At 44.5% G+C, this 25,808-nt stretch carries 20 protein-coding genes; 10 read left to right on the forward strand and 10 right to left on the reverse strand.

All coding sequences use genetic code 11. From position 1 onward, the window contains the following. Positions 1 to 89 precede the first annotated feature (89 nt). Positions 90 to 1,289, reverse strand: a complete 1,200-nt coding sequence (locus AB6D58_RS21185; RefSeq protein ID WP_004731773.1) for a DEAD/DEAH box helicase — start codon at positions 1,287 to 1,289, stop codon at positions 90 to 92. Positions 1,290 to 1,485: 196 nt separating this feature from the next. After that, positions 1,486 to 3,117 (reverse strand): NAD(P)/FAD-dependent oxidoreductase, encoded by a 1,632-nt coding sequence (locus AB6D58_RS21190; protein ID WP_017059483.1) that lies wholly within the window; start codon positions 3,115 to 3,117, stop codon positions 1,486 to 1,488. Positions 3,118 to 3,370: 253 nt separating this feature from the next. Here AB6D58_RS21190 and fdxA point away from each other — a divergent pair, with 253 nt between their 5' ends. Next, the gene (gene fdxA / locus AB6D58_RS21195) at positions 3,371 to 3,694 is read left to right on the forward strand and encodes a ferredoxin FdxA (protein WP_017064356.1); all 324 of its coding nucleotides are present in this window, start codon (positions 3,371 to 3,373) and stop codon (positions 3,692 to 3,694) included. Positions 3,695 to 3,790: 96 nt separating this feature from the next. Here the strand turns inward: fdxA and AB6D58_RS21200 are convergent, their stop codons facing one another. The 3 genes from AB6D58_RS21200 to AB6D58_RS21210 all read right to left on the reverse strand — a co-directional run bounded on the left by AB6D58_RS21200 (position 3,791) and on the right by AB6D58_RS21210 (position 6,273). Continuing rightward, positions 3,791 to 4,525, reverse strand: a complete 735-nt coding sequence (locus tag AB6D58_RS21200; protein WP_017071605.1) for an RNA methyltransferase — start codon at positions 4,523 to 4,525, stop codon at positions 3,791 to 3,793. A 175-nt stretch (positions 4,526 to 4,700) separates the two neighbouring features. Continuing rightward, positions 4,701 to 5,753 carry an aldo/keto reductase gene (locus tag AB6D58_RS21205; RefSeq protein WP_372158377.1) on the reverse strand — a complete coding sequence of 351 codons (1,053 nt, stop codon included), beginning with the start codon at positions 5,751 to 5,753 and terminating at the stop codon, positions 4,701 to 4,703. 373 nt (positions 5,754 to 6,126) lie between these two features. Beyond that, positions 6,127 to 6,273, reverse strand: a complete 147-nt coding sequence (locus AB6D58_RS21210) for a hypothetical protein (protein WP_017059486.1) — start codon at positions 6,271 to 6,273, stop codon at positions 6,127 to 6,129. A 348-nt stretch (positions 6,274 to 6,621) separates the two neighbouring features. On the opposite strand from AB6D58_RS21210, the gene pepT reads away from it, so the two are divergent. The 3 genes from pepT (at position 6,622) to AB6D58_RS21225 (ending at position 9,377) form a co-directional block, all read left to right on the forward strand. After that, positions 6,622 to 7,854, forward strand: coding sequence for a peptidase T (pepT, locus tag AB6D58_RS21215; protein WP_372158379.1), 1,233 nt, complete (start codon positions 6,622 to 6,624; stop codon positions 7,852 to 7,854). Between the two features lie 76 nt (positions 7,855 to 7,930). Beyond that, positions 7,931 to 8,398, forward strand: a complete 468-nt coding sequence (locus AB6D58_RS21220) for a DM13 domain-containing protein (protein WP_081230873.1) — start codon at positions 7,931 to 7,933, stop codon at positions 8,396 to 8,398. Between the two features lie 136 nt (positions 8,399 to 8,534). Further along, entirely contained in the window at positions 8,535 to 9,377 is an 843-nt protein-coding gene (locus AB6D58_RS21225; RefSeq protein ID WP_137002373.1) for a mechanosensitive ion channel family protein, read from the forward strand. Between the two features lie 144 nt (positions 9,378 to 9,521). On the opposite strand, the gene AB6D58_RS21230 is transcribed toward AB6D58_RS21225, so the two are convergent. Further along, positions 9,522 to 9,965, reverse strand: coding sequence for a dCMP deaminase family protein (locus AB6D58_RS21230; protein WP_017059490.1), 444 nt, complete (start codon positions 9,963 to 9,965; stop codon positions 9,522 to 9,524). A 259-nt stretch (positions 9,966 to 10,224) separates the two neighbouring features. On the opposite strand from AB6D58_RS21230, the gene AB6D58_RS21235 reads away from it, so the two are divergent. The 3 genes from AB6D58_RS21235 (at position 10,225) to AB6D58_RS21245 (ending at position 15,546) form a co-directional block, all read left to right on the forward strand. Then, complete coding sequence (locus AB6D58_RS21235; RefSeq protein WP_137002374.1) at positions 10,225 to 11,361, forward strand: efflux RND transporter periplasmic adaptor subunit; 1,137 nt, start codon at positions 10,225 to 10,227, stop codon at positions 11,359 to 11,361. 11 nt (positions 11,362 to 11,372) lie between these two features. Continuing rightward, positions 11,373 to 14,525, forward strand: coding sequence for an efflux RND transporter permease subunit (locus AB6D58_RS21240; RefSeq protein WP_372158381.1), 3,153 nt, complete (start codon positions 11,373 to 11,375; stop codon positions 14,523 to 14,525). A 334-nt stretch (positions 14,526 to 14,859) separates the two neighbouring features. Continuing rightward, positions 14,860 to 15,546, forward strand: a complete 687-nt coding sequence (locus AB6D58_RS21245) for a MaoC family dehydratase (protein ID WP_372158383.1) — start codon at positions 14,860 to 14,862, stop codon at positions 15,544 to 15,546. A 91-nt stretch (positions 15,547 to 15,637) separates the two neighbouring features. Here the strand turns inward: AB6D58_RS21245 and AB6D58_RS21250 are convergent, their stop codons facing one another. Beyond that, entirely contained in the window at positions 15,638 to 16,453 is an 816-nt protein-coding gene (locus AB6D58_RS21250) for a phosphate ABC transporter substrate-binding protein (RefSeq protein ID WP_017068410.1), read from the reverse strand. Positions 16,454 to 16,717: 264 nt separating this feature from the next. On the opposite strand from AB6D58_RS21250, the gene AB6D58_RS21255 reads away from it, so the two are divergent. Further along, positions 16,718 to 17,080 carry a DUF3024 domain-containing protein gene (locus tag AB6D58_RS21255; protein ID WP_017059495.1) on the forward strand — a complete coding sequence of 121 codons (363 nt, stop codon included), beginning with the start codon at positions 16,718 to 16,720 and terminating at the stop codon, positions 17,078 to 17,080. Positions 17,081 to 17,264: 184 nt separating this feature from the next. Here AB6D58_RS21255 and AB6D58_RS21260 read toward each other — a convergent pair whose 3' ends face one another. Both AB6D58_RS21260 and rnb read right to left on the reverse strand, forming a co-directional pair. Next, complete coding sequence (locus tag AB6D58_RS21260) at positions 17,265 to 18,095, reverse strand: AraC family transcriptional regulator (protein WP_017064362.1); 831 nt, start codon at positions 18,093 to 18,095, stop codon at positions 17,265 to 17,267. 188 nt (positions 18,096 to 18,283) lie between these two features. Beyond that, positions 18,284 to 20,290, reverse strand: coding sequence for an exoribonuclease II (gene rnb / locus AB6D58_RS21265; protein ID WP_017059497.1), 2,007 nt, complete (start codon positions 20,288 to 20,290; stop codon positions 18,284 to 18,286). Positions 20,291 to 20,599: 309 nt separating this feature from the next. Here rnb and AB6D58_RS21270 point away from each other — a divergent pair, with 309 nt between their 5' ends. Together AB6D58_RS21270 and AB6D58_RS21275 are read left to right on the forward strand one after the other, a co-directional pair. Next, complete coding sequence (locus AB6D58_RS21270) at positions 20,600 to 22,669, forward strand: DEAD/DEAH box helicase (protein WP_080582207.1); 2,070 nt, start codon at positions 20,600 to 20,602, stop codon at positions 22,667 to 22,669. Between the two features lie 743 nt (positions 22,670 to 23,412). Continuing rightward, positions 23,413 to 24,606: an acetate/propionate family kinase gene (locus AB6D58_RS21275; RefSeq protein ID WP_017064366.1), complete on the forward strand. Its 1,194-nt coding sequence runs from the start codon at positions 23,413 to 23,415 to the stop codon at positions 24,604 to 24,606. Between the two features lie 460 nt (positions 24,607 to 25,066). On the opposite strand, the gene AB6D58_RS21280 is transcribed toward AB6D58_RS21275, so the two are convergent. Then, positions 25,067 to 25,759: an SDR family oxidoreductase gene (locus tag AB6D58_RS21280; protein WP_017068416.1), complete on the reverse strand. Its 693-nt coding sequence runs from the start codon at positions 25,757 to 25,759 to the stop codon at positions 25,067 to 25,069. Positions 25,760 to 25,808 lie beyond the last annotated feature (49 nt).

A 25,808-nucleotide genomic window follows, 5' to 3' on the forward strand; every position in this document is an offset into this window, starting at 1 on the left:
GCTTGTACGGTGGTGTGAGAGGACGGAGGCCGTGAGGCCTCCTCCTACTCGATTGCTAATGCGGACTTTCGCATTTTCTAAATCTGAAATTACTCAGGTTGCTGTAGGTCTCTTTTCTTTTTAGGAACGAAGTTCAATACTGAAATTGGGACTTCTTTGCGTGGTTCGAAACCTTCAACAACGCGGCGCTCAATCAAGTGACCAAGACGTTTTTCGATAATGCACAGGTTCTTGAAGTTGTCTTTCGATAGGAAAGAGATTGCTTCACCAGATGCATCAGCACGACCTGTACGACCAATACGGTGTACATAGTCATCCGCTGGGAATGGGATGTCGTAGTTGACTACGCGGCTTAGGTTATCGATATCGATACCACGAGCAGCAACACCCGTTGCAACTAGATATTTTAGACGACCTTTCTTAAAGTCAGCCAGAATCTTTTCACGAATCGCTTGGCTACGCCCACTGTGGAAAGCTTCAGCTTGGATGCCACGCTTTTCAAGTTGGGCAACTAACTTAGCCGCGCCGTGTTTGGTCTCGATAAAGATAAGCGCTTGGTCCCATTCACCGTCAGTGATCATGTGGCTTAATAGCGCAGATTTGCGGTCTTTATCGACGGTTACCAACCATTGCTCAATGTTCGCTTTAGAAGCGTCAGTTTTGGCAATTGAAATCTCTTCCGCTTCACTGATTGCGCTTTTCGCTAGCGCACGAACTGGCGTTGATAGCGTTGCTGAGAACAAGAGGTTTTGAATGTTTTGTGGCAAACGCGCGATGATCTTGTTGATGTCTTCGATGAAACCCATGTCTAGCATGCGGTCGGCCTCATCCAGAACCAATACTTCAACTTCATCAAAGTGAACGGCACGTTGTCCGTACATATCGATCAAACGACCTGGTGTTGCCACAAGAATATCAACGCCTTCAATAAGACGATCTTTCTGGTGTTGGTAAGACACGCCACCGTACATCGCTAATGATGTCAGGTTTAGGAATTTCGCGTACTTAGTAATGTTCTGTTCAACCTGAATCGCAAGCTCACGAGTTGGTGTCAGAATAACAGCGCGAATGCGTTTTTTACGTTGTGTTTCACCTTTACTTAGCATTTCTAAGATAGGGAGAACAAAGCTCGCAGTTTTACCTGTACCTGTTTGTGCAGCAGCAATAAGGTTCTTACCAGAAAGCACAATCGGAATTGCTTTTTCTTGAATAGAGGTTGGCTTTTCATAGCCTTGTTTTGCAACGGCTTTAACAATAGGTGAGCTTAATCCAAGCTTGGAAAATGGCATAAGTTTCTCGGTATGATTTGGCTAAATAGCGATGGAAAGGTTTAACAATCTTATACAAGGATAAGATTAATGGCTGCATTCTACCATGTTGCTTGCTCACCGCTAGTCACATGCACATAAAAAAATCCAGTGTCGACAAGACACTGGATTTTCAGTTTTGGGTGTTCGCTATTTAGCTTGGGTTTATCGAAAGCGTTTAAGCGATCTCAATCTTCTCGGCTTGGTTTTGCTCTGCCATTGATAGTGCTAGCGCTTCTGCAGCCTTAATACCATCAATACCAGCGGAAAGGATACCGCCTGCGTAGCCTGCACCTTCGCCAGCAGGGAAGAAGCCCTTAAGGTTGATGCTTTGGAAGTCTTTACCACGTTTGATGCATACAGGAGAAGACGTACGTGTCTCAACACCGGTAAGTAGGCCGTCTGGCGTAGAGAAACCTTTGATCTTCTTCTCGAACGCTGGGATTGCTTCACGAATCGCTTCGATAGCAAAATCAGGCAGCGCTTTTGAAATATCAGTCAGGTGGATACCCGGCGTGAATGACGGTTGTACTTCACCGATTGCACTTGGATCGCGACCTTTCAAGAAGTCACCGATTTTTTGAGCTGGTGCATCGTAGTTTTCACCACCAAGAACATAAGCGCCGCTTTCTAGTTCACGTTGTAAACGGATACCAGCCAGTGCGTCACCTGGGTAATCACGCTCTGGGTCGATACCTACAACGATCGCGCTGTTTGCGTTACGTTCTGCACGAGAGTATTGGCTCATGCCGTTCGTTACTACGCGGCCTTCTTCAGACGTTGCAGCAACCACAGTACCACCTGGGCACATACAGAAGCTGTATACAGTGCGGCCATTCTTACAGTGGTGAACCAGCTTGTAGTCCGCAGCACCTAGGATTGGGTTGCCTGCGTTCTTACCGAAACGAGCTTCATCGATCATCGATTGCTTGTGTTCGATACGGAAACCAACAGAGAAAGGCTTCGCTTCCATGTAAACGCCACGATCGTACAGCATTTCAAACGTGTCACGAGCACTGTGGCCAACAGCCAATACCACGTGACGAGATTTGATCTCTTCACCGTTAGAAAGCGTTAGGCCAGTGATTTGACCATCTTCCATATGAACGTCGTCAACACGAGTGCTGAAACGGATTTCGCCACCAAGTTCAATGATAGAAGCGCGCATCTTTTCGATCATGGTAACCAGTTTAAAGGTACCGATGTGCGGCTTACTTACGTATAGAATTTCTTCTGGTGCACCCGCAGCAACGAACTCTTCAATTACTTTACGGCCGTAGTGCTTTGGATCTTTAACTTGGCTGTACAGCTTACCGTCAGAGAAAGTACCTGCGCCGCCTTCACCAAACTGTACGTTTGATTCTGTGTTCAGCGTACGCTTACGCCAGAAACCAAAGGTATCTTTCGTACGCTCACGAACTTCTTTACCACGCTCAACGATGATTGGGTTGAAACCCATTTGAGCAAGCACTAGGCCAGCGAATAGACCACATGGGCCAAAACCGATAACCACAGGGCGCTCAGTTTGGTTCTCAACCGCTTTAGCAACAAACTTGTACTCCATATCAGGAGTCACTTTTACGTGCGGGTCGCTAATGAATTGTTCTAACAACTCAGCTTCGTTTTCAACGAGAACGTCAAGCGTGTAGATAAGTAAGATCTTTGATTTCTTACGAGCATCGTAGCCACGTTTAAAGATATTAAAAGAGAGTACCTGATCAGAGTTAATACCAAGTTTCGCTTCAATAGCGTCTTGAATAGCAGACTCTTCATGGTCTAGTGGGAGTTTAATTTCGGTTAAACGTATCATTTCGATGTCTCGTTTTTATAGGTGTCTTAGCTAGATCGTTTCTTAATACAGAGTTTGATGGAAACGCTGATGTTCAAAGAAGCGATAAGCTCACAATGGCGCGCATTTTACGAGAAATTGATTTATCTGTCATACTAATTTGGAAACATGGAGCAAATAGACACGATATTAGAGCCGTATGATGTTGAATTTTGCTTTGGGATGAGTATTATCCCCATTCTTCAATTTTGACTAACTTATAGAGCAGAGCATCATGGCATTTGTCGTAGGCGATAATTGTATTCAATGTAAATACACAGACTGTGTGGCAGTGTGCCCCGCAGATGCGTTCCATGAAGGCCCAAATTTCATGGTAATCAACCCAGTCGAATGTATTGATTGTGGCTTGTGTGTACCTGAATGTGATGCTCAAGCAATCTTCCAAGAAGACGAACTGCCAGAAGATCAAAAGATCTTCATCGAAGTGAACGCAGAGCTCGCTGAGATTTGGCCTGTGCAAACGGAAGTAAAAGCACCAATGGATGACGCTGAAAAGTGGAATGGTGTGTGTGATAAGTTGGCAATGCTAGAAAAGTAATTGTTGAAAAGAACTCAAATAAAAAGGCGTACTGATTTAATCAATACGCCTTTTTTAATATCTGAACACTGTCGATTGGCTAGTTAGCTTAGAGGTCTAGCAGTGCTGACGACGCATGTTGTCGAGAATAATGCCTGTCGCCATTGCAACGTTCAAAGACTCTGCGCCACCGAATGCTGGAATCGTAATCTTATCAGTCACGTATTTAGCCGCGTGTTCACGGATGCCGTGAGACTCACTGCCCATCAATAAAATGCCGTTAGCAGTAAACTCAGTCTTATGAACACTTTCGCCTTCTAAGAAAGCACCGTAAACCGGTAGGTTCGCTTGCTTTAAGTAAGCTGGTAAGTCTGTTTGGCTTACGTGTACGCGGCCAAAGCTGCCCATAGTCGCGCTGATCGTTTTAGGGTTGTATGGGTCTGCGCAATCGCTGCTCGCAACGATATGCTTGATGCCATACCAGTCTGCTACGCGAATAATCGTACCTAGGTTGCCAGGGTCTGAAACGCCATCAAGTGCAATCATCAGTCCTGTCGCTTCTGGTAGTTCAAACGTTGGGATCTCAACAACCGCAATCGCTGCATTGTTACTTACCAAAGTGCTCGCTTTGGTTAGGTCATCCAGTGAGGCTTCAACACAATCAAACTCAATCAGTGATGCGTGATTTTCAGATAAGAAATCAGCGGTAGCAAAGACGTTCTTCACGACTAAGTCACTATTGAACAGCTCAAGAACGTTCTTTTCACCTTGAACTAGAAACAGGCCGTGGGCTTTACGTTGTTTCTTTTGGCCCAAAGCACGAAGGAGTTTTAATTGGTTTTTTGAAATCATGTTTTTATCCTAGATATAAGCCCGCGCATTATAGAGCAAAGGTTAGCGAACCAAAAGCGTGATGACTCAATGCGATCTACATAAAAAGCAAAAGCAACTCACTTAAAAAAGAAAAGCGCACTAAATAGCGCGCTCTTATGGGATTTACTCACCTAAGTTAAGCTGAACTGACAGCCTAATACGGAGCAGGATAGCGTTTAAATACTGTGTTGATATCAGTCAGGATCTCTTCTGATAACGGTTTACTGAAAGCGGCTACGTTCTCTTTTAGCTGCTCCATGGTCGTTGCACCAATGATAGTGGACGTCACCCCATCAACTTGATTACACCAAGCCAATGCCAGTTGGCTTGGAGTGAACCCGTGAGCATTCGCCACTTCAACATAGCATTTAACCGCTTCATTGGCAGATTCAGTATCACGAAAAATGCCTTTACGTTGCATGTAAGTCCAACGGCTGCCTTCCGGTCTTGCGCCATCAATGTACTTTCCACTCAACATGCCTGCAGCTAAAGGTGACCATGGCAGATAAGCGACATCTTCATGCACACAGTTCTCAATCAGATATGGCCAGTCTTTTGCGTGCAGCAAGCTAAATTCATTCTGAATCGAAACCATACGTGGCAAATCGTGTTTCTCGCTCAGCTTGAGGTATGTGTTAATGCCCCAAGTAGAATCATCTGAAAGCCCGACATGGCGAATTTTCCCCGCCTTAATGCAGCTTGCCAGTGCTTGTAGGATTTCCAACATCTCAGCTTCATGCTGCTTTCGGTCAATATCACTGAATCGAATGTGATTCGGGAAATGCTTACCAAAGTGAGGCGTTGTACGATTTGGCCAATGAAGTTGGTAAAGGTCGATATAGTCTGTTTGTAGGCGTTTTAATGATGCGTCAACGGCTGCGATCACCGCTTCACCCGTTATCGGGCCGCCATCTCGAACCCAAGGAAGCCCTGGCCCGGCAATTTTGCTCGCAATGATCAACTCTTGTCGACGCTGTGGGTTACGCGATAACCAGTTACCAATGATCGCTTCTGTTTTTCCGTAGGTATCTGGAGAAGGTGGAACCGCGTACATCTCTGCAGTATCGATAAAGTTAATACCTTGGCTTAATGCGTATTCGATCTGTTGGTCGGCTTGCTGCTGCGTATTTTGTAGCCCCCAAGTCATGCTGCCAAGACAGATACGGGAAACGGGAATTTGACTACTTCCTAGCTTTGAATATTCCATTGAATTCGGGGTTCCTGTGGTTAGGTTCTCTGGTACTCGCATTATAGTTTTGAAAAGAGGGCGAGTGAGGAATGAAAACGAATATGAATTATTAGCACAAAATGACACGACAAGGTATGGCATCGGGGAGTTTAGTGAGTCATTTCTCAGCGCTGCAAGCTAGTGTGTGCAATGCGTGAAAATACATTCGCGAGAAACTATGAGCCAATTGGTGATCGAGAAGTGAAGAACAACAAGCAATGAGCGAAGGTTTAATGTTCAGCTTGTTTGGGAGTGGGGGAGAGGAGAACAGATCAAAAATAAAAAAAAGCTCTACCGGATAGAGCGTAGAGCTTTTTTATAGGGGTCTTAATAGTGCTAGGTATTCATTGAGTTACGAGGTCGCGTTTGTGTCTAATCCACCCTGGATCTGCGCCTGTCTTAGAGCTTCCTGCCTTTGAACTTCTTTCTCAGTTAATACTGGTCGAAGCGTTTCCTCAGAGGCTTGAGGAGAGAAAATGAAATATTTATTAATCGTCATAACTGTGTCTCCGTGTAACGTATGACAGATTCTGCATCAAGGATAAATTGTGATCATCATCCACTTTGTACTTTTGTTAGGCTGAGAGCGGAGGGCGTAGAATGCGTACAAAGCGATCTCTTATCATCCGTATGCAATGTTGAACTGACGAAACCCTCTGTTTTCAAGTATAGGAAGCGCATCTAATTTCGCACAATAATGATTTAGAGCAATTACATACATGGTCAGGGGCGTAAGATGAAAACCCTCGCTACTGACTCTGTGCTCGTATTTATTTAACGATGTATCACTTATCGACATAATAATTAAGTCAGTAAATCAATTACTTAATCCATGGTGAGATGAATTATGGAAAAGCTTGTAGAACGTTTTCTGAATTACGTTACTTTTGATACCAAATCCGATCCTTCTAATCAGCAATGCCCAAGTTCACCGGGTCAAATTACCTTTGCTGAAGCCTTAAAGTTAGAATTGGTGGCATTAGACTTAGTTGATGTGTCTTTAGATGACAATGGATACTTGATGGCGAAACTGCCGTCGAATGTCGATTACGATGTGCCTGCGATTGGCTTTGTGGCGCACATGGATACCGCTCCTGACGCATCAGGCGCCAACGTGAAACCACAAGTGATTAAAGATTACCGAGGTGGAACGATTGAATTAGGGGAAAGTGGCGAGAGTTTGAACCCAAGCCAGTATCCAGATCTTGATTCTTTACATGGTCACGACCTGATTACGACTGACGGCACAACTCTGCTTGGTGCCGACAACAAAGCGGGCATCGCTGAAATCATCAGTGCAATTGCTTACCTGAAAGCGAATCCAGACATCAAACACGGCGACATCTGCATTGGTTTCACGCCGGATGAAGAGATTGGTCGCGGTGCGAACCTGTTTGACGTTGAAAAATTTGGCGCCGAGTGGGCGTACACCATCGATGGTGGCCCAGTAGGGGAGTTGGAATTTGAGAACTTCAATGCCACGAGCGCCGATGTTATCTGTCATGGCGTGAACGTTCACCCGGGCACCGCAAAAGATAAAATGGTGAACTCGATGAACATTGCAGCGCAATTCCAATTGATGATGCCTGCGCAAGAAACACCAGAGTGCACAGAAGGTTATGAAGGCTTCTACCACCTGAAATCGGCGGAAATGGGTGTGGCTCGCTCTGAATTGGGATACATCATCCGTGATTTTGAACGTGAGGGTGTAGAAGCACGTAAGGCATTCATGCAACAGAAAGTCGATGAGCTGAATGAGCGCCTTGAGAAAGGCCGTGTTGAGCTGGTGCTAACCGATAGCTACTTCAACATGAAAGAGATGGTTGAACCGCATCAACATATTGTTGAATTAGCGAAGCAAGCGATGATTGAGTGCGATGTTGAGCCAATGATCAAGCCTATCCGAGGTGGTACAGACGGTGCTCGTTTATCTTTCATGGGGCTACCATGTCCGAATATCTTTACTGGTGGCTACAACTTCCACGGTATTCATGAGTTCATTACCATTCAAGGCATGGAGCAAGCGGTAAAAGTGATTGTCGAATTGTCTCAACGTACAGCGACGCATTACCAAAAATAGAGCATCAGAGCGTTATATCTCTTTGTATTTTTGAGAGTATTCAATAATACTCTCTTTAAGCATAAGGGAGTACGCGATGAAAAAGTTAGTTTTACTTTGCACCCATTTAGCCGTGGGTGCTTTTGGTTTTGGGCTGGGTGTTTACGCATTACCTATCTTGATTGAGCCTGATTCTCCTTCTTCGAGTTCTGTTGAAGCGATCAGTGAGCAGGCTATCTACACGGGCGAGTTTACTAAAGATCGACAAGACAGTGACTTCTTGCACTGGGGAGAAGGCATCGTTTCAGTGTCTGAAAGTGCGATCGCTTTTGAAGGTGAATTGGCGCCGGGGCCTGATTACAAGGTTTACCTCTCACCTAAGTTCATTGAAACCGAGCAAGCTTTCAATGACAGCAAGAACGAGTTATTGAGAGTCGGAGATGTGAAAACATTCGACCGCTTTATGGTTGAGCTTCCCGAAGGTACTGATCTTAATCGATTTAATACGGTTGTGATTTGGTGTGAAACTTTTGGTCAATTTATTACTTCTGCCAAGATAAAATGATAGCCTTAGCTAGGCTAATACCAGAATGTATACGAGCGCTCAGGAGTTGAACGCTTTTTCATAGAAAGGATATTAGCGGCTTTCTTGTAAAGCTAACCGTTGTAAAGCTAACTGTTGTAATGCTAAGGAATAAGTAATGGAAAAGTTGTGGCAAGTAATTGATTTTCTACTCGCTCATAAGTTTATTTTTAGTGCGTTGATTATCACTATTATATTAATCATTCGCCGAATCACCTTATCTCAAATAAGAGGTGATGTTGCTTTCCTTAGCGAAGACCAACGTAACTGGATGTCACGAACCAAAAACGGCACATTCGCGATTATTGTTGTGACGTTATTTGTGCTGTGGAAATCCGAAATCAGCGAGTTTGCGCTGTCGGTAACGGCCATTGCTGTTGCTATAGTCGTCGCATCTAAAGAGATCATTTTGTGTTTCACCGGTTCTATTCAGCGTGCGAGTTCTCGCTCATTTAGAATCGGCGACTGGATCGAAGTGGGTAAAATCAGCGGTGAGGTGATTGAACACAATTTGATGGCGACCGTGATTCAAGAAATCGATTTGTATCATGGGCAATATCACTTCACTGGCAAGACAGCCACGCTGCCTAATAGCATGTTCTTCACTTATCCGGTAAAGAACCTCAACTTCATGAAGCGTTATGTTTATCATAACTTTTTTGTGACGGTGAAAGACTTTGTAAACCTATACCCTATGCTGTCGGGTCTTATTGTGAAAATTGAAGAGCATTGTGAAGAGTTTATCGATGTTGCCCGCCGTTACAACGGTGTGATCGAAAAGCACGCTGGCGTTGACCTTCCGGGTTCTGAGCCTCACATCCATATCACAAGCAGTTCGACAGGTGAGCAAGAAGTGCACTTTATGATCTTCTGTCCGACCGAAAAAGCGATTCATCTAGAGCAAGATATTCGTAAAGACTTTATGGAAGCGTACGCGGAAGCATTCCCAACGAACGCTTAGTTTGCTCATCCGTTTACAGTGACCAAGCTATAGCCTCTAAACTATAGCTTCTAAAATATAGCGACCAAACTATAAGTCCAAACAAAAGAAAGCCGAGAGCGATAATATCGACTCTCGGCTTTTTTGTTCTAACTATCTGTTCGTTTAATCTAGGTCAGCCAGTGGCAACCAATCGACTTTTACGCCTGCTTGTTCAAACATATCTTGGCTCACTTTGATTTTGTCTCCCCAGCGAGAAAGAAAGTCTTCACTTTGCTCTGGGCAGTGAACCGCAGAAATACCGGTTTGGATGATTTTCGCTGCGCAGTTTGGGCAAGGGAAGTGAGTCACCCAGATTTCACAGCTGTCCAAATCACGCTTGGCGAATAAGATCGCATTTTCTTCAGCGTGAAGTGTCTTGAGGTACTTCATCTCTCTGTCATCAGTATCCGCACTATCAGACACGCCATGTGGGTAGCCATTAAAACCAACAGAAACAATGCGGTTGTGCTTAGTGATTACGGCGCCGACTTGAGTTGAAGGATCTTTACTCCAAGAACCGACCAATTCCGCCATTTGATAGAAACGTTTAGCCCATTTTGAAATCATGAGAATTCCTTAACAATTAAATGTGAATGCTTATCTGTCTGACAATACATTATGTTAGACAATATCCATAGAGAACAAAAGCTGAGAGATTGATTTACTTAGGAATTGTAGCGTGTTTGTAATCACTTTATAAGCACTTGGTTTCAATTAACATATTGATACACTTTGGCCAGTTATAATTGATATTCCTCGGACAATGGTAACAGAGGTGTTACGTAAATTTTATGCTGTTCAAATACTAATAAGTGACGGTATAACCATGCGTAAAAAGTTGATCCTTACTGCTCTTGCAAGCTCTCTTATTCTTGCTGGGTGTGGGCAAGATGCTCAGAATGCCAAGCAAGCACCTTTACCTCTCGTAGCTGTACAGGATGTTAGCGTTGTTTCTCACCAGCAAAGTAAGTCGTATATCGGTCGTATAGAAGCCGTTGAAGACACGGCTATTACAGCGCAGGTTTCTGGCTACCTACAAAGCCGTCATTTTAATGAAGGCCAAATGGTTGAAAAGGGTCAATTGCTTTATTCGATTGAACCTTCTTCGTTTGAAGCCGAAGTAGCAAGCGCAAAAGCGTCTGTTGCTCAAGCGAACGCGAACCTTAAAAAAGCTGAGCTTGATTTTAATCGTGGTAAAAACCTACTTCCGAAAGGCAGTATCTCTCAATCTGAATTCGATGCATTAACCGCAAACTTGTTAGGTTCTCAAGCACAGCTTGAAGCAAGCCAAGCACAGCTTAATGCTGCGAATGTTCAGCTTTCTCATACCAAAATCATCGCGCCTTTCTCTGGCCGTATAAGCGATACCAAAGTGAGCACGGGTGATCTGGTTTCGCCGTCTTCAGGTGTACTGACGACTTTGGTTAGCCTAGACCCAATCCACGCATCGTTCAGCATCAGTGAGCGAGAGCGTATTGAGCTGGGTATGGACCGCATCGAAGGCGATGGCAGCAGCGACTCTGCAGGTGTTGAAGTTCAGATCATGCTTGAGAACGGTGAAGCGTTTGAACACCTAGGTCAGCTCGATTTTTTGGGTAACCGTATCAATCTCAATACCGGTACGATCGCGATGCGCGCAATCGCTGATAATCCGAATCAACGATTACTTCCTGGTCAACACGTTCGTGTGGATCTACGTGAAAAGCAATCTATTGATGTTGTGACTATCCCACGCCGAGCAGTACAAACCGACCTAGAAGGCGACTTTGTGATGGTACTGGTTGAAGGTGAAGCGGCACCAGTTGCTGAGCGCAGAAACATCGAGATGGGTCGTCAGGTTGAAGGTGGTGTAATTGTTCATTCTGGATTAGAGAAGAACGACTCAGTCATCACTCAAGGCTTACAGCGTGTCCGTAATGGTATGTCCGTTCGCATTCAACCTTCTGCTGAACAAGCTGAGTAAGGGGGCTATTTATGTTGAGTCGTTTCTTTATCCAAAGGCCTAAGTTTGCCCTTGTTATATCCATCATATTAACGCTGGCGGGGGCGATTTTTCTCGCTATCTTGCCGGGGGCTGAATATCCAAAAATTAGCCCACCGTCGGTCAGTGTGTCTGCATTCTATACGGGCGCAAGTGCTGAAGTGGTGGAGCAGGCGATAGCCGACCCCATAGAAACGTCGGTTAACGGCGTAGAAGATATGATCTACATGTCCTCTAAAAGTGCTAACGATGGTTCATACAACCTTAACGTGACCTTTGATGTCGGTACTGATGCTGATATGGCTCAGGTCAACGTGCAGAACCGTGTTGCTCAGATCGAATCGAAACTTCCACAAGAAGTAAGAATGGTGGGTGTAACGGTCAAGAAGCGTTCTCCTGACTTGCTGATGGTATTGAACTTCTACTCGCCGAACGGAGAGTATGACGATCAATTCTTGATCAACTACGTGAACTTGAACATTAAAGACCAATTGGCCCGTGTAAAGGGTATCAGTGAAGTTAACGTATTGGGTGGTGGCGAATACGCGATGCGTGTTTGGTTAGACCCTGAGAAAATGGCTAACCTCAATATAACCACCTCTGATGTGAATCGCGCCTTGGCTGAACAGAACGTTCAGGTAGCGGCTGGTCGTATTGGTGCTGCACCTTACAACAACGCACAAGAAGTGCAGTTCAACTTGGTAACCAAAGGCCGACTAGAAACGGCTGATGAGTTTGAAAATGTTGTACTTCGTGCAAACCAAGATGGTTCAACGGTTTATTTAAAAGACGTTTCACGCGTTGAGCTTGGTAAAAAGTTCTACGATGGCAATGGTAAATACCGTGGTCAAGACGCTTCAATCGTAACGTTGTCACTTCAATCAGACGCTAACGCGCTGGAAAGTGGTAAAGCGGTGATGGCGATGCTGGATAATTTAGGCAAAAATTTCCCTGAAGGCGTTGCTTATGAGGCGAGTTATGACACGACACTCTTCGTTGCAGAGTCGATCAAAGGCGTAGTAAAAACGCTAATTGAAGCGATCTTACTGGTTATCGCGGTAACGTATCTGTTCTTAGGTAGTGCGCGTGCGACTTTGATTCCTGTAGTTGCGATTCCGGTATCTTTGATTGGTACGTTTGCCATCATGCAGATGACGGGTTTCACCATCAACACGGTAACCCTGTTTGGTTTGATACTAGCGATTGGTATCGTAGTAGATGATGCGATCTTGGTTATCGAGAACGTTGATACCACAATGGCTAAAGACCCAACCATTTCACCGCGTAAAGCCACGCTTATTGCGATGAAAGAAGTAACGGGGCCGATCATTACGTCGACCTTGGTTCTACTTGCGGTATTCATCCCTGTTGCAATGCTTCCTGGTATTACTGGCATCATGTACCGTCAGTTCGCTCTGACTATCTGTATCGCGGTTGTTATCTCTTCAATTAACGCATTAACGCTATCACCTGCATTGTGTTCACTGGTTCTTAAGCAGGGTGGTGGTAACACGGCTCGTTGGTACCAAGCGTTTAACCGTGGTCTTGAATCAGTAACCAACAAATACGGTCAAATTGCAGGCTTCCTTGTGAAAAAGGGTGTTCTGCTGTTTACCTTCTTCGTTGTGGCGCTAGCAGCGGTAACTTACTTCGCGAAAACCACGTCTACGGCGTTTGTACCTCAAGAAGATAAAGGCATTTTGCTGGTTAACGTTCAGCTTCCTGACGCGGCATCCTTGTCTCGAACCGAAGAAGTGACTAAGCAGCTGCTTGAAATGGTTGAACAAGAGCCGGGTGTTGATGGCGTAACACTGGTTAACGGCTACGCATTTATGACGGGCGCTTCTGCGTCGAATGGTGCGTCAATGTTCATCAAGCTTCACGATTGGGACATGCGTAATGCACTGGATGGTCAACACTCTGCTCAGGCTATCTCACAGCGTATTAATGGTCGTGCTGCGACTGAACTTCCTCAAGCTGTCGTGTTTGCGATGGGGCCTCCAGCAGTACCGGGCATGGGGGCCGCGTCTGGATTTGAGTTTGTTCTAGAAGATACATTAGGTCGTAGCCGTACTGATCTAGCGATGGTTATGAATGACGTGATTGCTGAGGCCACTAAACAGCCTGAGATTTCACACACATTCAGTACTTTCCGTGCGAACGTACCTCACTACTATGTCGATATTGACCGTGAGAAAGCGCAGCAATTAGGTATTCCGTTGTCGGAAATTTTCCAAACACTACAAGGTAACCTTGGTTCGTTGTACGTGAACGACTTCACCATGTTTGGTAAGAACTTCCGCGTAACCATGCAAGCTGACAGTGAACACCGTAGCAGCATGGACGACCTACAACGATTCCACGTTCGTTCGTCTAATGGCGAGATGATCCCGTTAAGCACATTGGTGACTTACGATCAGATCTTCGAACCAGATGTAGCATGGCGTTACAACATGTACCGCAGTGCCGTGATTCAAGGTCAACCTGCAGAAGGTTACTCAAGTGGTGATGCGATTGCGGCAATGGAACGCGTAGCTGCAGAAGTATTGCCTCAGGGGTATCAGTACGAATGGACAGGCATGGCTTACCAAGAAGTACTAGCAGGTAACCAAGCGATCTTTGCTTTCGCACTGGCTCTGATCTTCATCTACCTGTTTATGGTGGCTCAATACGAGAGTTGGACAATTCCGATTGCGATTATCCTCGTGGTACCTGTCGCAACCTTAGGCTCCTTCTTGGCATTGAATCTAACGGGCACTCCGCTGAACCTTTATGCACAAATAGGTTTGGTTCTCTTGATAGCCTTGGCCGCGAAGAACGCAATCTTGATTGTGGAATTCGCAAAGGTAGAGCGTGAAGAGAAAGACGCACCGATTGAAGATGCAGCGGTGAAGGGCGGTACACTGCGTTTCCGTGCTGTGAACATGACGTCTTGGTCGTTCATCTTAGGTATCTTCCCGCTTATCTTCGCTGCGGGCGCAGGTCACGTGAGTCAGAACTCTCTGGGTATTTCACTGATCGGCGGCCTGTTATGTGTATTACTGGCGGGTACGTTCCTAATCCCTGGCTTCTACGCATTCGTGCAACGTAAGCGTGAGAAAGCACACGGTGGTAATACCAAGCTGGTTCCGCTTGATGACGAATAGAGGATTGAGTGTCTTGTAAGATTCGTCTCTTACAAGACCAACCCTCGGAAAACTAATTCCTTGTAAAAACTAAGGTTTAGCATTGCGCTAAGCCTTTTTTTATTCCACTTATGAATAAAAACGCCTTTTATATAAACAAATGTTTGTCATGTGATAGAGCTAACACTCTAATTTGGGTTTTGTAATAAAATGATGTTTTATTGGTAAGTATATGTTTAATATGATTTTAACAAGGTTCAGCTAACGGTTGTATGCTCGAAAACATTTGCACAATAGTGTGAAGTGTTTCAAAATTACGAAGTTATATTGAAATTTTTTGTGCATTGAGGTTCTTATGAAAGTCATTGATTTATTTAAACACCGAGGCGATAGCATGTCTTCGCAACACTCAGAGTTTATGCAATGGATGTCTCCAGCTCTTAGAGATTACTGGGGCGACTTTCTTAATCGTACGCAAAATAGCCATTTCTTTGCGTGGGTTCGTGATCACCACAAACCTGCTGTCAATGAAGATGCACCAGAGATGCCGGTGGAACAGCCGATCGTACTTAAGCCTGAAGCACAACTTGTGTTTGATGAGCTTAATCAGCAGATCGGTGAAGTCATCCATACTGGCGACTGGATCAATGTAAGTCAAGACCGTATTAACCAGTTCGGCCTTGTTACTGAAGATATGCAGTGGATTCACACTGAACCTGAAAAAGCGGAAACAGACTCTCCGTTCAAAACAACCATCGCACATGGTTTTTTAACTTTATCTCTGCTTCCTCGATTGACTGACAGTGTTGACCCTGACAAGTCTCAATTCCCAACAGCGAAGATGGTCGTAAACATTGGTCTTAACCAAGTACGTTTCCCATACCCTGTTAAATCGGGCAGTAACGTTCGTGCTAAAAGTACGCTAACAAAAGTAATGCCAATTAAGAAAGGCCTAGAGATTGAACGCGAAATCCGCGTAGAAATCGAAGGTATTCGTCGTCCTGGCGCTGTGATCGTTTCAGTGATTCAACTTCACTTCTAAGTGGTTTGTAAAGAAGCGATTTATAAAGATTCAAAAAAAGAGAGAGCATAGTGCTCTCTCTTTTTGTTTACATTAGATAAAACTATCCCACTTATTTAATGCGAGTGTAGCCGTACTCTTCGATAAGTTCTTGCCCTTGCTTTGACTTCACGAACTTGATGAAGTCTTTGCTCTCGTCAGAAACTGAGTCTGTCTTGTGCAGCAACAAGAATGGGCGAGCCAATTCATAGCTGTGGTTAGCAATGTTCTTAGATGTTGGCTCTACGCCTTCAAATGTAATTGCTTTAATCGAACGGTCGATTGAACCAACAGAGATAAAACCAATCGCGTGTGGGTTATGGTTAACAATCGTTTTAACCATGCTGTTGCTGTTTACAACCAAGTTATTTGGGTTGATGTCAGACACTAGACGGTCATTAATGATCTTCGTTAAACCAAGCAAGCTTTCGAAGCTATAGCGTGAGCCAGAAGACGCTTCGCGAGTGACAACTGCGATAGGCTGATCTGCGCCACCCACAGCTTTCCAGTTCGTGATTTTGCCTTTGTAGATATCGAACAGCTGCTCACGTGTAACGTTGCTTACAGCGTTTGAGCGGTTAGTTACTACAGCTAGGCCGTCAAAGGCAATTGGAAATACCTTCAACTTCTCGTCTTGTTCGCGGTCGGTTAAATAACGCGAGCTCATACCGATGTCAGAGACACCTTTATTAACCATGGTAATACCTGCTGTAGAACCAATGCCCTGAACCGCAATATAGTTATCAGGGTGAGTCTTGTTGTACTCCTCAGCTAATACATCCATCACTCGTGATACTGAAGTGGAGCCCGAAATAGTGGTTTCTTGTGCTAAAGCAGCATGAGAAGACAGGGCTAAGGATAAAAGAGAGGCAAGCGCGACTCGTAACATAAACAACTCCTAGTTAATAACATTTGTCGCATATGATAGGTCGGTTATATGACACTTTTGTGAAATTCCATACTCTCGATGTATAGCTGTTCGCTTGATGAGTCGTAGCTTTCTGGGTTTCCGAAAGCAAGATTCGTTTCTGGGAGCAGGGCCGGTATTTTGATTACGCTTGTTCGCTAAAATGTTTGTTGAGTCCTAAGCTAAGTAGAGGAATTCACTACTTAGAAGTTTCTATGAAGTTTCTATGAAGTTACAAGGGGTGTTATGTCCGTCATTCATATCGAGCTGAATCGTCTTTTAATTGGGGCCGAGAGGCTCTGTACATCTCGAAATCGAAGTTTACCTGTCGAGCTAGGCAAATCCCTATATGAAGAGTGTGAGGGTGGTGTGCTGTTTTCTCAGGCGCATTATCTACTCGACTCATCTCACAGTGATTATACAAACGAGATCGTCTGCGTGACTTTTGATGAGTCGCTGTCTTGTTGGTTAGTGATGGTGCCGCTTGAAGGGGATGTCGAAACCGACTCTGTGAATTGGGGGCCGTATCCGTACCTTCCTAAATCGAAGGATCTTGATGCTATTTTGGCGGAAATAGAAAAAGACCCTAAATCGTACTTCTGGTCATAGTCACTCTGTTTTCACGTTTGCTGGTGGCCTGCTCGCAAAGCTGAATCAATGAGTATCAAAACTCAACCACTGAATCCCAAAGCCAAATCATCTCATCCCACACCCAAGTGGCTTAATATTGAAGCCACTTGGTTTACACCAGTTCCCAACTAAGACGTCCACATCAATCTATCGCTTTGTTTCTTTAAACTTGCGGCTTTACGCTCTGCAGTTGTGCTTGTGCCACTAGCGATCGGAAGTCTTTTGGTGTTTTTCCGTGATACGTTTTAAAGGCCGTGCTGAAGTGAGCGGCACTTTTAAAGCCTGACTCATACGCGATTTGAGTGATCGACTTATCCGATGTTCTTAGCTGAGTGGCTGCATGAGCAATACGTTTTATCTTTAATAAGTTTGAGAACGACAGATCTTCAGCCGATAAGCGACGTTTAAGCGTAGCCGGTGACATTCCCATGTAACTGGCGAGCGTATCCAAAGAGATATTGTTTTCAATGTTTTGCTCGATGTAATGAATGACTCTTTGGGTCACGGTTAACCTTGAAGCTCGAGCAATAATAGCCAATAGAGCTGGGTACTGTTCCACCATCAAAGACAGCAAACTTAAGCCTAATTGAGTGAGTGCGTAGTCATTCTGAGAAGAAGAGTTGGCCAGTGACATGATGAGATCTTTCAACTGACAGAGCTCAGTATCCGTTTGATTGAACTTAATGTACTTGTCTGGGATTCGAGCGGACTCTAAATCGCTGAACTGATTAATGAACTTTTGAAAGATAGCCAAATCAAAATCTAAGCAGGTTGCGCTGAATTCGCCATTTTCAGTGTTAACCGTGATGTCTTTAATCTGACCAGAATTGTAAAGGGTGAAATCTCCCGCTTGCAACGAGGCTTGAGTACCATTGGGCAACACAAAAGAAATGCTGCCTTTCGACACTATAAAGATACCGTTTTTAGAGGCAGGATAACGTTCTCGTCTCCTGGGAATGAAGTTTCTGAACTGAGTAACTGTGATTGATGACATAGTGAGCTTCTTTGACGTTGTAAATTGATTGCTTATTGATTGTTTTTTTTAAGTATTGTTTAAGCATGAGACATTTACAAAAAAGGCGCTAATAATTAGCGCCTTTAGAAGTGAACCTTTGAAGCTTTTGACCTTGATAGCTTTGACCTTGAAAGCCGTAACCTTGAAAGCTGTAGCTGTTAAAGCCTTTAAGCTTCGGTTTCGTTTGTCGTTTCAGGCTCGCTAGGCAAGTCCGCAAATACTTGAGTAGGTTTTGCTACTAAGTTACGGTTTTCCTGATTAACTTCAGAGAGAACTACTTCTAAAACGTCTCCCAGTTTGTATACCATTTCTTTATCGATAGATACAGTACCCATATCACCGTTGCACTCTATTCTTTCTTTATTATTAAGAATGAGAGATCCAGGGATAAATGCAGCAGCACCATTTTCAAGTAAACGTACACGCATACCTGCACGGTTAATATCGAAAATCTCAGCTTGGAAACGAGTTTCTTCTGCTGGAGCATTGGCTAGAGTGCGAGCATACAACCAATCGCCAACATTACGCTCAGCCATGCCGTGGTGACGGCGGTGCAGGGCAAGTTCATCACCGATAGTTTCATCTGGTGTTTGAATTGGCGCTTTACCTAAGATGTGTGCTTTAAGCATACGGTGGTTAATCATGTCGCCATATTTACGAATTGGAGAAGTCCAAGTTGCGTAAATATCTAATCCCATCGCGTAGTGCGGTGCAGGCTCATTGCTGATCTCGCTATACGCTTGGAATTTACGAATACGGTTGTCGTAGTAGCTGTTATCTAAAGAACCTAACCAACGACGTAGAGTAGCAAAACCTTCTAGAGAAATGATTTGCTCTTCAGTGAACGGCGTTTCCGCTTGCGGGTTTACCAGTTCAAGAACGTCGGAGATTTTCTCAGCCTTGAAACCAGAATGGCAGTTAAACACACCTTGGTTGAAGCTCTCTTTTAGTACTCGGCCCGCACAGATGTTCGCGCTGATCATTGATTCTTCAACCAGCTTGTTTGCGCTACGACGCATGTCAGCGTGGATAGCGACAACATCGTTATCTTCGCTCAGTTCAAAGCGGTAGTCAGGGCGATCTGGGAACACAACAGCGTTTGCTGAGCGCCATGCTGAACGTGCTTGAGCAAATTGGTGAAGATCAGAAACAATTGCAGCAATCTCTTCTGATGGTTGCCATTTCTCTGATGCACCTGTTTCTAGCCAGTCTGATACGTTGTCGTAAGCAAGACGAGCATGAGATTTGATGTTTGCAGCGAAGAAGTTAATGTCATCACCGATAACGCCATCTTTAGATACCGTTACTGTGCAGCAAAGTGCAGGACGAACTTCGTTCTCGATCAGTGAACATAGGTTGTCAGCAAGATCACGAGGCAACATTGGGATGTTGCGACCAGGAAGGTAGATAGTGAAACCGCGCTCGCGTGCCACTTTATCCATCGCATCATCTGGAGAGATGTAAGCCGTTGGATCAGCAATTGCGATAGTCAGTTCAAAATCACCGTTCTCTTTCTTCTTCGCGTAAAGCGCGTCATCCATATCTTTTGTGCTTTCGCCATCGATAGTCACAAAAGGGACGTGCGTCATGTCTACACGTTCAAGATCGGCGTCATCGTTGATTAGCCAGTTGTCGATGCCTTCAGGCTCACTGTTTGGTAGATCGTTTTGTGCCAGCGTTACCCACCAAGGTGCAATCTTGTCGTCAGCGTCTGTGATTTTCTCAGAGATCTGAGCCAAGAATCCGTTGTCACCTTTTAATGGGTGTTGAACGATATGAGCAACAACCCAGTCACCTTCTTTAAGCGTTTCAGGGTTTAGACCCTTCATTGCTTTCGCTTTAAGTTGCAGTTTTTTGAGCTGCGGGTGATCAGGAACAACGTTCAATCGGCCTTTGAAAAGCTTAACTCGTGCAATAAAGCGAGTAAGACCTTGTTCAACCAATTCCTCAGGCTCTGCTACTTCGCGCTCTTTCTCTGTGCGAATGATGGCAATCACCTTGTCACCGTGCACACATTTCTTCATGTACGGAGGCGGGATAAAGAAGCTTGTTTTGCTATCAACTTCGAGAAAACCAAAACCTTTTTCAGTGGCTTTGATGGTACCTTCCTTTTTAGGGAGGGTTTCTTGGATTTGCTGCTTGAGCTGAGCGAGTAGAGGATTATCTTGAAACATTTTGACTTTTATCTATCGAGGACAATTGAGCACACTATAATCATTGCGAGGCTTGATTACTACTTAAAGGCGAAGTGAGCGTTAATTAATTGCCCTCTTATTTAACTAGGTCAATTTGCTAGGAGATGGGTGCTGTGACGAGATATTCATCAAGTTTTGACGATATGATAACCAGTACTGATGTAAAAGCGAAAAATATGTGATGTATTTCAATTTTTTCTGGATTTTTTTATGCATTTAGGGAATAATCCGCCTCCCTTAGACGTCCCTAATGGCTTGAAGTGTTTTATTACTGCTTCGTAACTCTGAATGGAATCAGTATCTGATTGGATCAGTATTGGAATTGATAGAGCTCCCGGGACCTTTTGTTTACTTATATATAGTGGGATCCCAATGTCCGAATCTGTAATTCAATTTAATGAATTAGCCCTAAACGATAACATTCTTTCAGCTCTTGATAGCATGGGTTTCGTTTCTCCGACTCCAATCCAAGCAGCAGCTATTCCTCTTCTTCTTGAAGGCCGTGACGCACTAGGTAAAGCACAGACTGGTACTGGTAAAACAGCAGCATTCTCTCTGCCTTTACTTAACAAAATCAACCTGAACCAACACAAACCACAAGCAATCATCATGGCTCCTACTCGTGAGCTAGCGATTCAAGTTGCTGCGGAAATCAAAAACCTTGGCCGTGATATCAAAGGTCTTAAAGTTATTGAAATCTACGGTGGTGCTTCAATTGTTGACCAAATGCGTGCTCTAAGCCGCGGTGCTCACATTGTTGTTGGTACTCCAGGTCGTGTTAAAGACTTACTAACTCGTGACCGTCTACACCTAGATGAAGCACACACATTTGTTCTTGATGAAGCAGATGAAATGCTGAAAATGGGCTTCGTAGATGACGTTACTTGGATCCTAGAGCAAGCTCCAGAATCTGCACAACGTGTACTTTTCTCTGCAACTATGCCTCCAATGGTTAAGACTATTGTTGACCGTTACCTACGTAACCCGGCTAAAGTTGACGTTGCTGGTACTAACCACACAGTTGATAAAGTAGCGCAGAACTTCTGGGTTGTTAAAGGCGTAGAAAAAGACGAAGCAATGTCTCGTCTTCTAGAAACTGAAGAAACTGACGCGTCAATCGTATTCGTACGTACTCGTCAAGACACTGAGCGTCTAGCTGATTGGCTATCTGCACGTGGCTTCAAAGCTGCTGCACTGCACGGTGATATTCCTCAGTCTCTACGTGAGCGTACTGTTGATCACATCAAACAAGGTGTTATCGACATCCTAGTTGCAACTGACGTTGTAGCTCGTGGTCTTGATGTTCCACGTATCACTCACGTATTCAACTACGACATCCCATTCGATGTTGAATCTTACATCCACCGTATTGGTCGTACTGGCCGTGCTGGACGTAAAGGTAAAGCGATCCTACTAGTTCGCACTAACCAAATTCGCATGCTTCGCACAATCGAGCGCGTAACTAAGTCTCAAATGGAAGAAATTCAACTTCCTCTACGTGACCAAGTTGCTGCTGCACGTGTTGCTAAGCTTGGCGCTGAACTTGAAACTGAGAAAGAAAGCAAAGCACTAGAAAACTTTGCAGGTCTTATCTCTACTCTTCAAGAGTCTCTAGAAGTTGATGCTGCTACTCTAGCTGCAATGCTTCTTAAGCGTCAGCAAGGTAAGAGCCCACTATTCTACGTTGGCGAAGACCCAATGATCGCTGCTATTGAGCGTGATAAGAACCGTCGCAAAGAGCGTCGTGAAGATCGTGACAACGGCCGTGACGGTGGTGGTCGCAACTTCAATACTCAAGATTGGGATACTTACCAACTACAAGTTGGCCGTGAGCAAGGCGTTCAGGTTAAAGACATCGTTGGCGCACTAGCAAACGAACTTGGCCTAACTAAAGGTTCTATCGGTGCTATCAAGCTAGACCAAGGTTCTACTTACGTTCAACTGCCAAAAGCAATGAACTCTGAAACTGCTGGTAAGCTAAGCAAACTTCGCATTCGTCAAAAAGAAGCTGGCGCTGTAGTTGTTGATTTCAATGACTTCCGTGAGCCTCGTCGTGGCGGCGGCGGTCGTGATGGCAACCGTGGTGGCAACCGTGGCGGTCGTGATGGTGGCGGCTACCGTGGTAACCGTGAAGGCGGCAACCGCGAAGGTGGTAACCGTGAAGGCGGTCGTGGTGGATACCGTGGCAACCGTGATGGTGCTCGCGATGGTAACTCTGCTGGCGGACGTGATGGCGAACGTCGTTTCGACCGTAACCGTGGTGGCGATCACCGTGGTAACTTCCGTGGCGAACGTGGCCATGGTAACGGCAATGGCGGTGGTAACCGTGGTCGTCGTCCAGAGCGCAACGAAGGTTAATCAACCTGTCGCTTAGACGCTTTAGGTCTAGACACTGAATTTAAAAGCCGAGCGTAATGCTCGGCTTTTTTGTGCCTGCTATTTGAACTTAAGCTTTGGTTGGCTCGATATTCGTAGCTAACTTACTTTAATCAAGCTTCGTTCCTGAAACTATGCTTCGTCCATGAAACTAAGCATCGCGCCTAGAACGAATGTTAGTGCCAAAACTTAGCTGTATTGCGTTCTAAGCCTATACCAAAAGAACGTGCTACAAGATGCTGAAACAAAGAGTGAAGGCTATCTAAGCGTCGTTACAGTGCATCTATTCGTAGAGTTGTGCTCGAAGGCAATCAAAATAAGATCAGATCACTATTCTCAACTTCAGTGAGCTTTTTGATGCAAACACTGAGCAATTGAGAAATCGAGCAAAAAGTTATCGGTAATGATAAGCAGACGAAAGGGAAGGGTGGTTGTTTTTCAAGCGGATCACCTGCATTTGTTCGAGTCGCTTTAATTAACTGAATCAAGTTAAAAATAACGTGAGCACTCGTTTGCGTCACCTGTTCATTAATTTTCTTATTCAACTATTTTTTAATTCCGCTCTCGAAATAAATAATTTAATGACCAAGATCAACTTAATTGTGTTCATTTAGTGTTTTTTTCAAAACAAAAGTTGAAAGATTCAAAAATTATTGAATAATGGACTTAACTAAAATTGAAGTAAACACTTCATCCAATTCGTACTGAAACAGGATCCATATCCAATGTCTAATTCGTTTGTTCTGGTTATTAACTCGGGTAGTTCATCCCTAAAATTTGCTGTAATCGATTCTGTTTCTGGTGAAGCAGTATTAAGTGGCCTAGGGGAGTGTTTTGGTCTTGAAGATGCTCGTATGAGCTGGAAATTCCAAGGCGAGAAAACTGAAATTGCCATTCAAGGTGAAGATAACCACCACAAAATTGCCATTGGCAAATTGGTTGGCCTGATGGAAGACCTAGGCTTCACGGCTGATATCGTGGCTATCGGTCACCGTATCGTTCACGGCGGTGAGAAGTTCACTCAAACGGTTCGCATTACTGAAGAAGTAACGAACGAAATTGAAAGCCTATCTGACCTAGCTCCACTTCATAACCCAGCAGGTGCTATCGGTATCCGTGCTGCAATTGAAGCTTTCCCTTCTCTACCTCAGTTCGCTGTATTTGATACTGCTTTCCACCAAACAATGCCTCAACGTGCATTCACTGGTGCAATCGCAAAAGAGCTATACACAGACTTCGGCGTACGTCGCTACGGTTTCCACGGCACTAGCCACTACTTCGTTAGCCGTGAAGCTGCGAAGATGGTTAACAAGCCAATCGAAAAATCGAGCTTCATCTCTGTTCACCTAGGTAATGGCGCATCTGTATGTGCTATTAAAGATGGTAACAGTGTTGATACTTCTATGGGCTTCACACCACTTTCAGGCCTAATGATGGGCACACGTTGTGGTGACCTAGACCCAGGCATCATCGAATACCTACTTAAGAAAGGCTGGTCACAAGAGCAAGTATTTAACTCTCTAAACAAGGAGTCTGGCTTCCTTGGCGTGTCTGGTCTTACGAGCGATGCTCGTGGCATCTTAGAAGCAATGGAAGAGGGCCACGAAGGCGCTAAGCTTGCGTTTGAGGTGTTTACTTACCGCGTAGCGAAATACGTTGCTTCTTACCTAGCAACGCTAGATTCTTTAGACGGTATCATCTTCACTGGTGGTATCGGTGAGAACTCTCTACCAATTCGTCGTGAGATCTTAAACAACCTTAAGATTCTAGGTTTCGTTGAAGATGTAGCAGGTAACGAATCTGCTCGCTTTGGTGCTGAAGGGATCATCGCTAAGTCTGAAATGTTAGACGCAGTAGCAATGGTTATCCCAACCAATGAAGAATTCGTGATCGCCCAGCAGTCGGTTGAACTGCTGTAATTTTTTCAAAAACAGATAGTTAAAAGCGAGCTTAGTGCTCGCTTTTTTGATCTTATATGTTGGATAGACCATCGCAAAGCACGCGAATGCCGAGCACTCATCGCTCCCTACATTGACTGCTGCAATTCACTTTTTAGCTCCAAACTAGTGAGGTTAGTGTTGGCTTGTTTATGCCCAGACTTTTCTAAGCGCGATCATTGCTTGCCCCATTTCACGTTAAAGTATTTACTCATTCCAGAGTAAGATCGCAGTCGTTCCTTAGGATATGTAATGTGACCAGCCATAGATGCAGGCGATATCAATTTATAGGATCTCATCGCCATTCCAATCCCAGTCAATTTGGGAAATATCACGGGAGACTTTGTATAAATACCATCCGAGCAAAGCGATAATACAAAGGATTATAAAGGTAAAAAGCATATCATCCCCTTAGAGCTTTCATGTGACGTAACTACAGGGCTTACCATGGCAATTGAGTGCCATCGTAGACAAAAAATGAACCTGAATGCTTAAGTTTTAAATTGTCGATAACATTAAGCATGCCTGTAACACTCTCTTTTACTGTTACCTTGCCTTCCTTTCCACCCATATCGGTTTTTACCCAACCTGGATGAATTGCCATGGTCTTCACTCCCGCTTCGGATAATTCACAGGCTAGAGATTTAATTATTTGGTTGAGGGCCGCTTTTGATGCTCGATAGCTGTATCGTCCCCCTGAGCGGTTATCATCAATACTGGCCAGTATTGAGGTCATCCCGATTATGGTTTTATCTTGGCCGGCTAGAATATTATTGAGCAAGGCCTGCGTGATTAACATGGGTGCGATGGTATTGACCTTTAACACCTCTAGCCATCTTTGCTGATCCATATTGCCTAAGTTGTCACATCCTTCACCACTCACCCCAGCATTATGAATAAGTACATCAATAGGTTGCTCTTTAAACACCTCAGTTAAAGCGAGAATATCTGTTTCATGACTAACATCTAGAGCATAAGGGCGAATGGTTGAATACTGTTGTGCTAACAGGGTTAACTCATGCGCTGAATCAATATCGCGACAGCAAGCGATGACCTTGTAATGTCGCTGTGCATATTGCTTTGCAAGCTCTAATCCTAAGCCACGATTAGCTCCAGTAATAAAAACGGTTTTCATTGAGTGCCTCTTATCAGTTTCAATCTTGTCTAATACCAATCAATATAAG

Origin of the sequence: Vibrio sp. 10N.239.312.D08, from assembly GCF_041466145.1 — a bacterium.
GTDB lineage: Bacteria > Pseudomonadota > Gammaproteobacteria > Enterobacterales > Vibrionaceae > Vibrio > Vibrio crassostreae_C.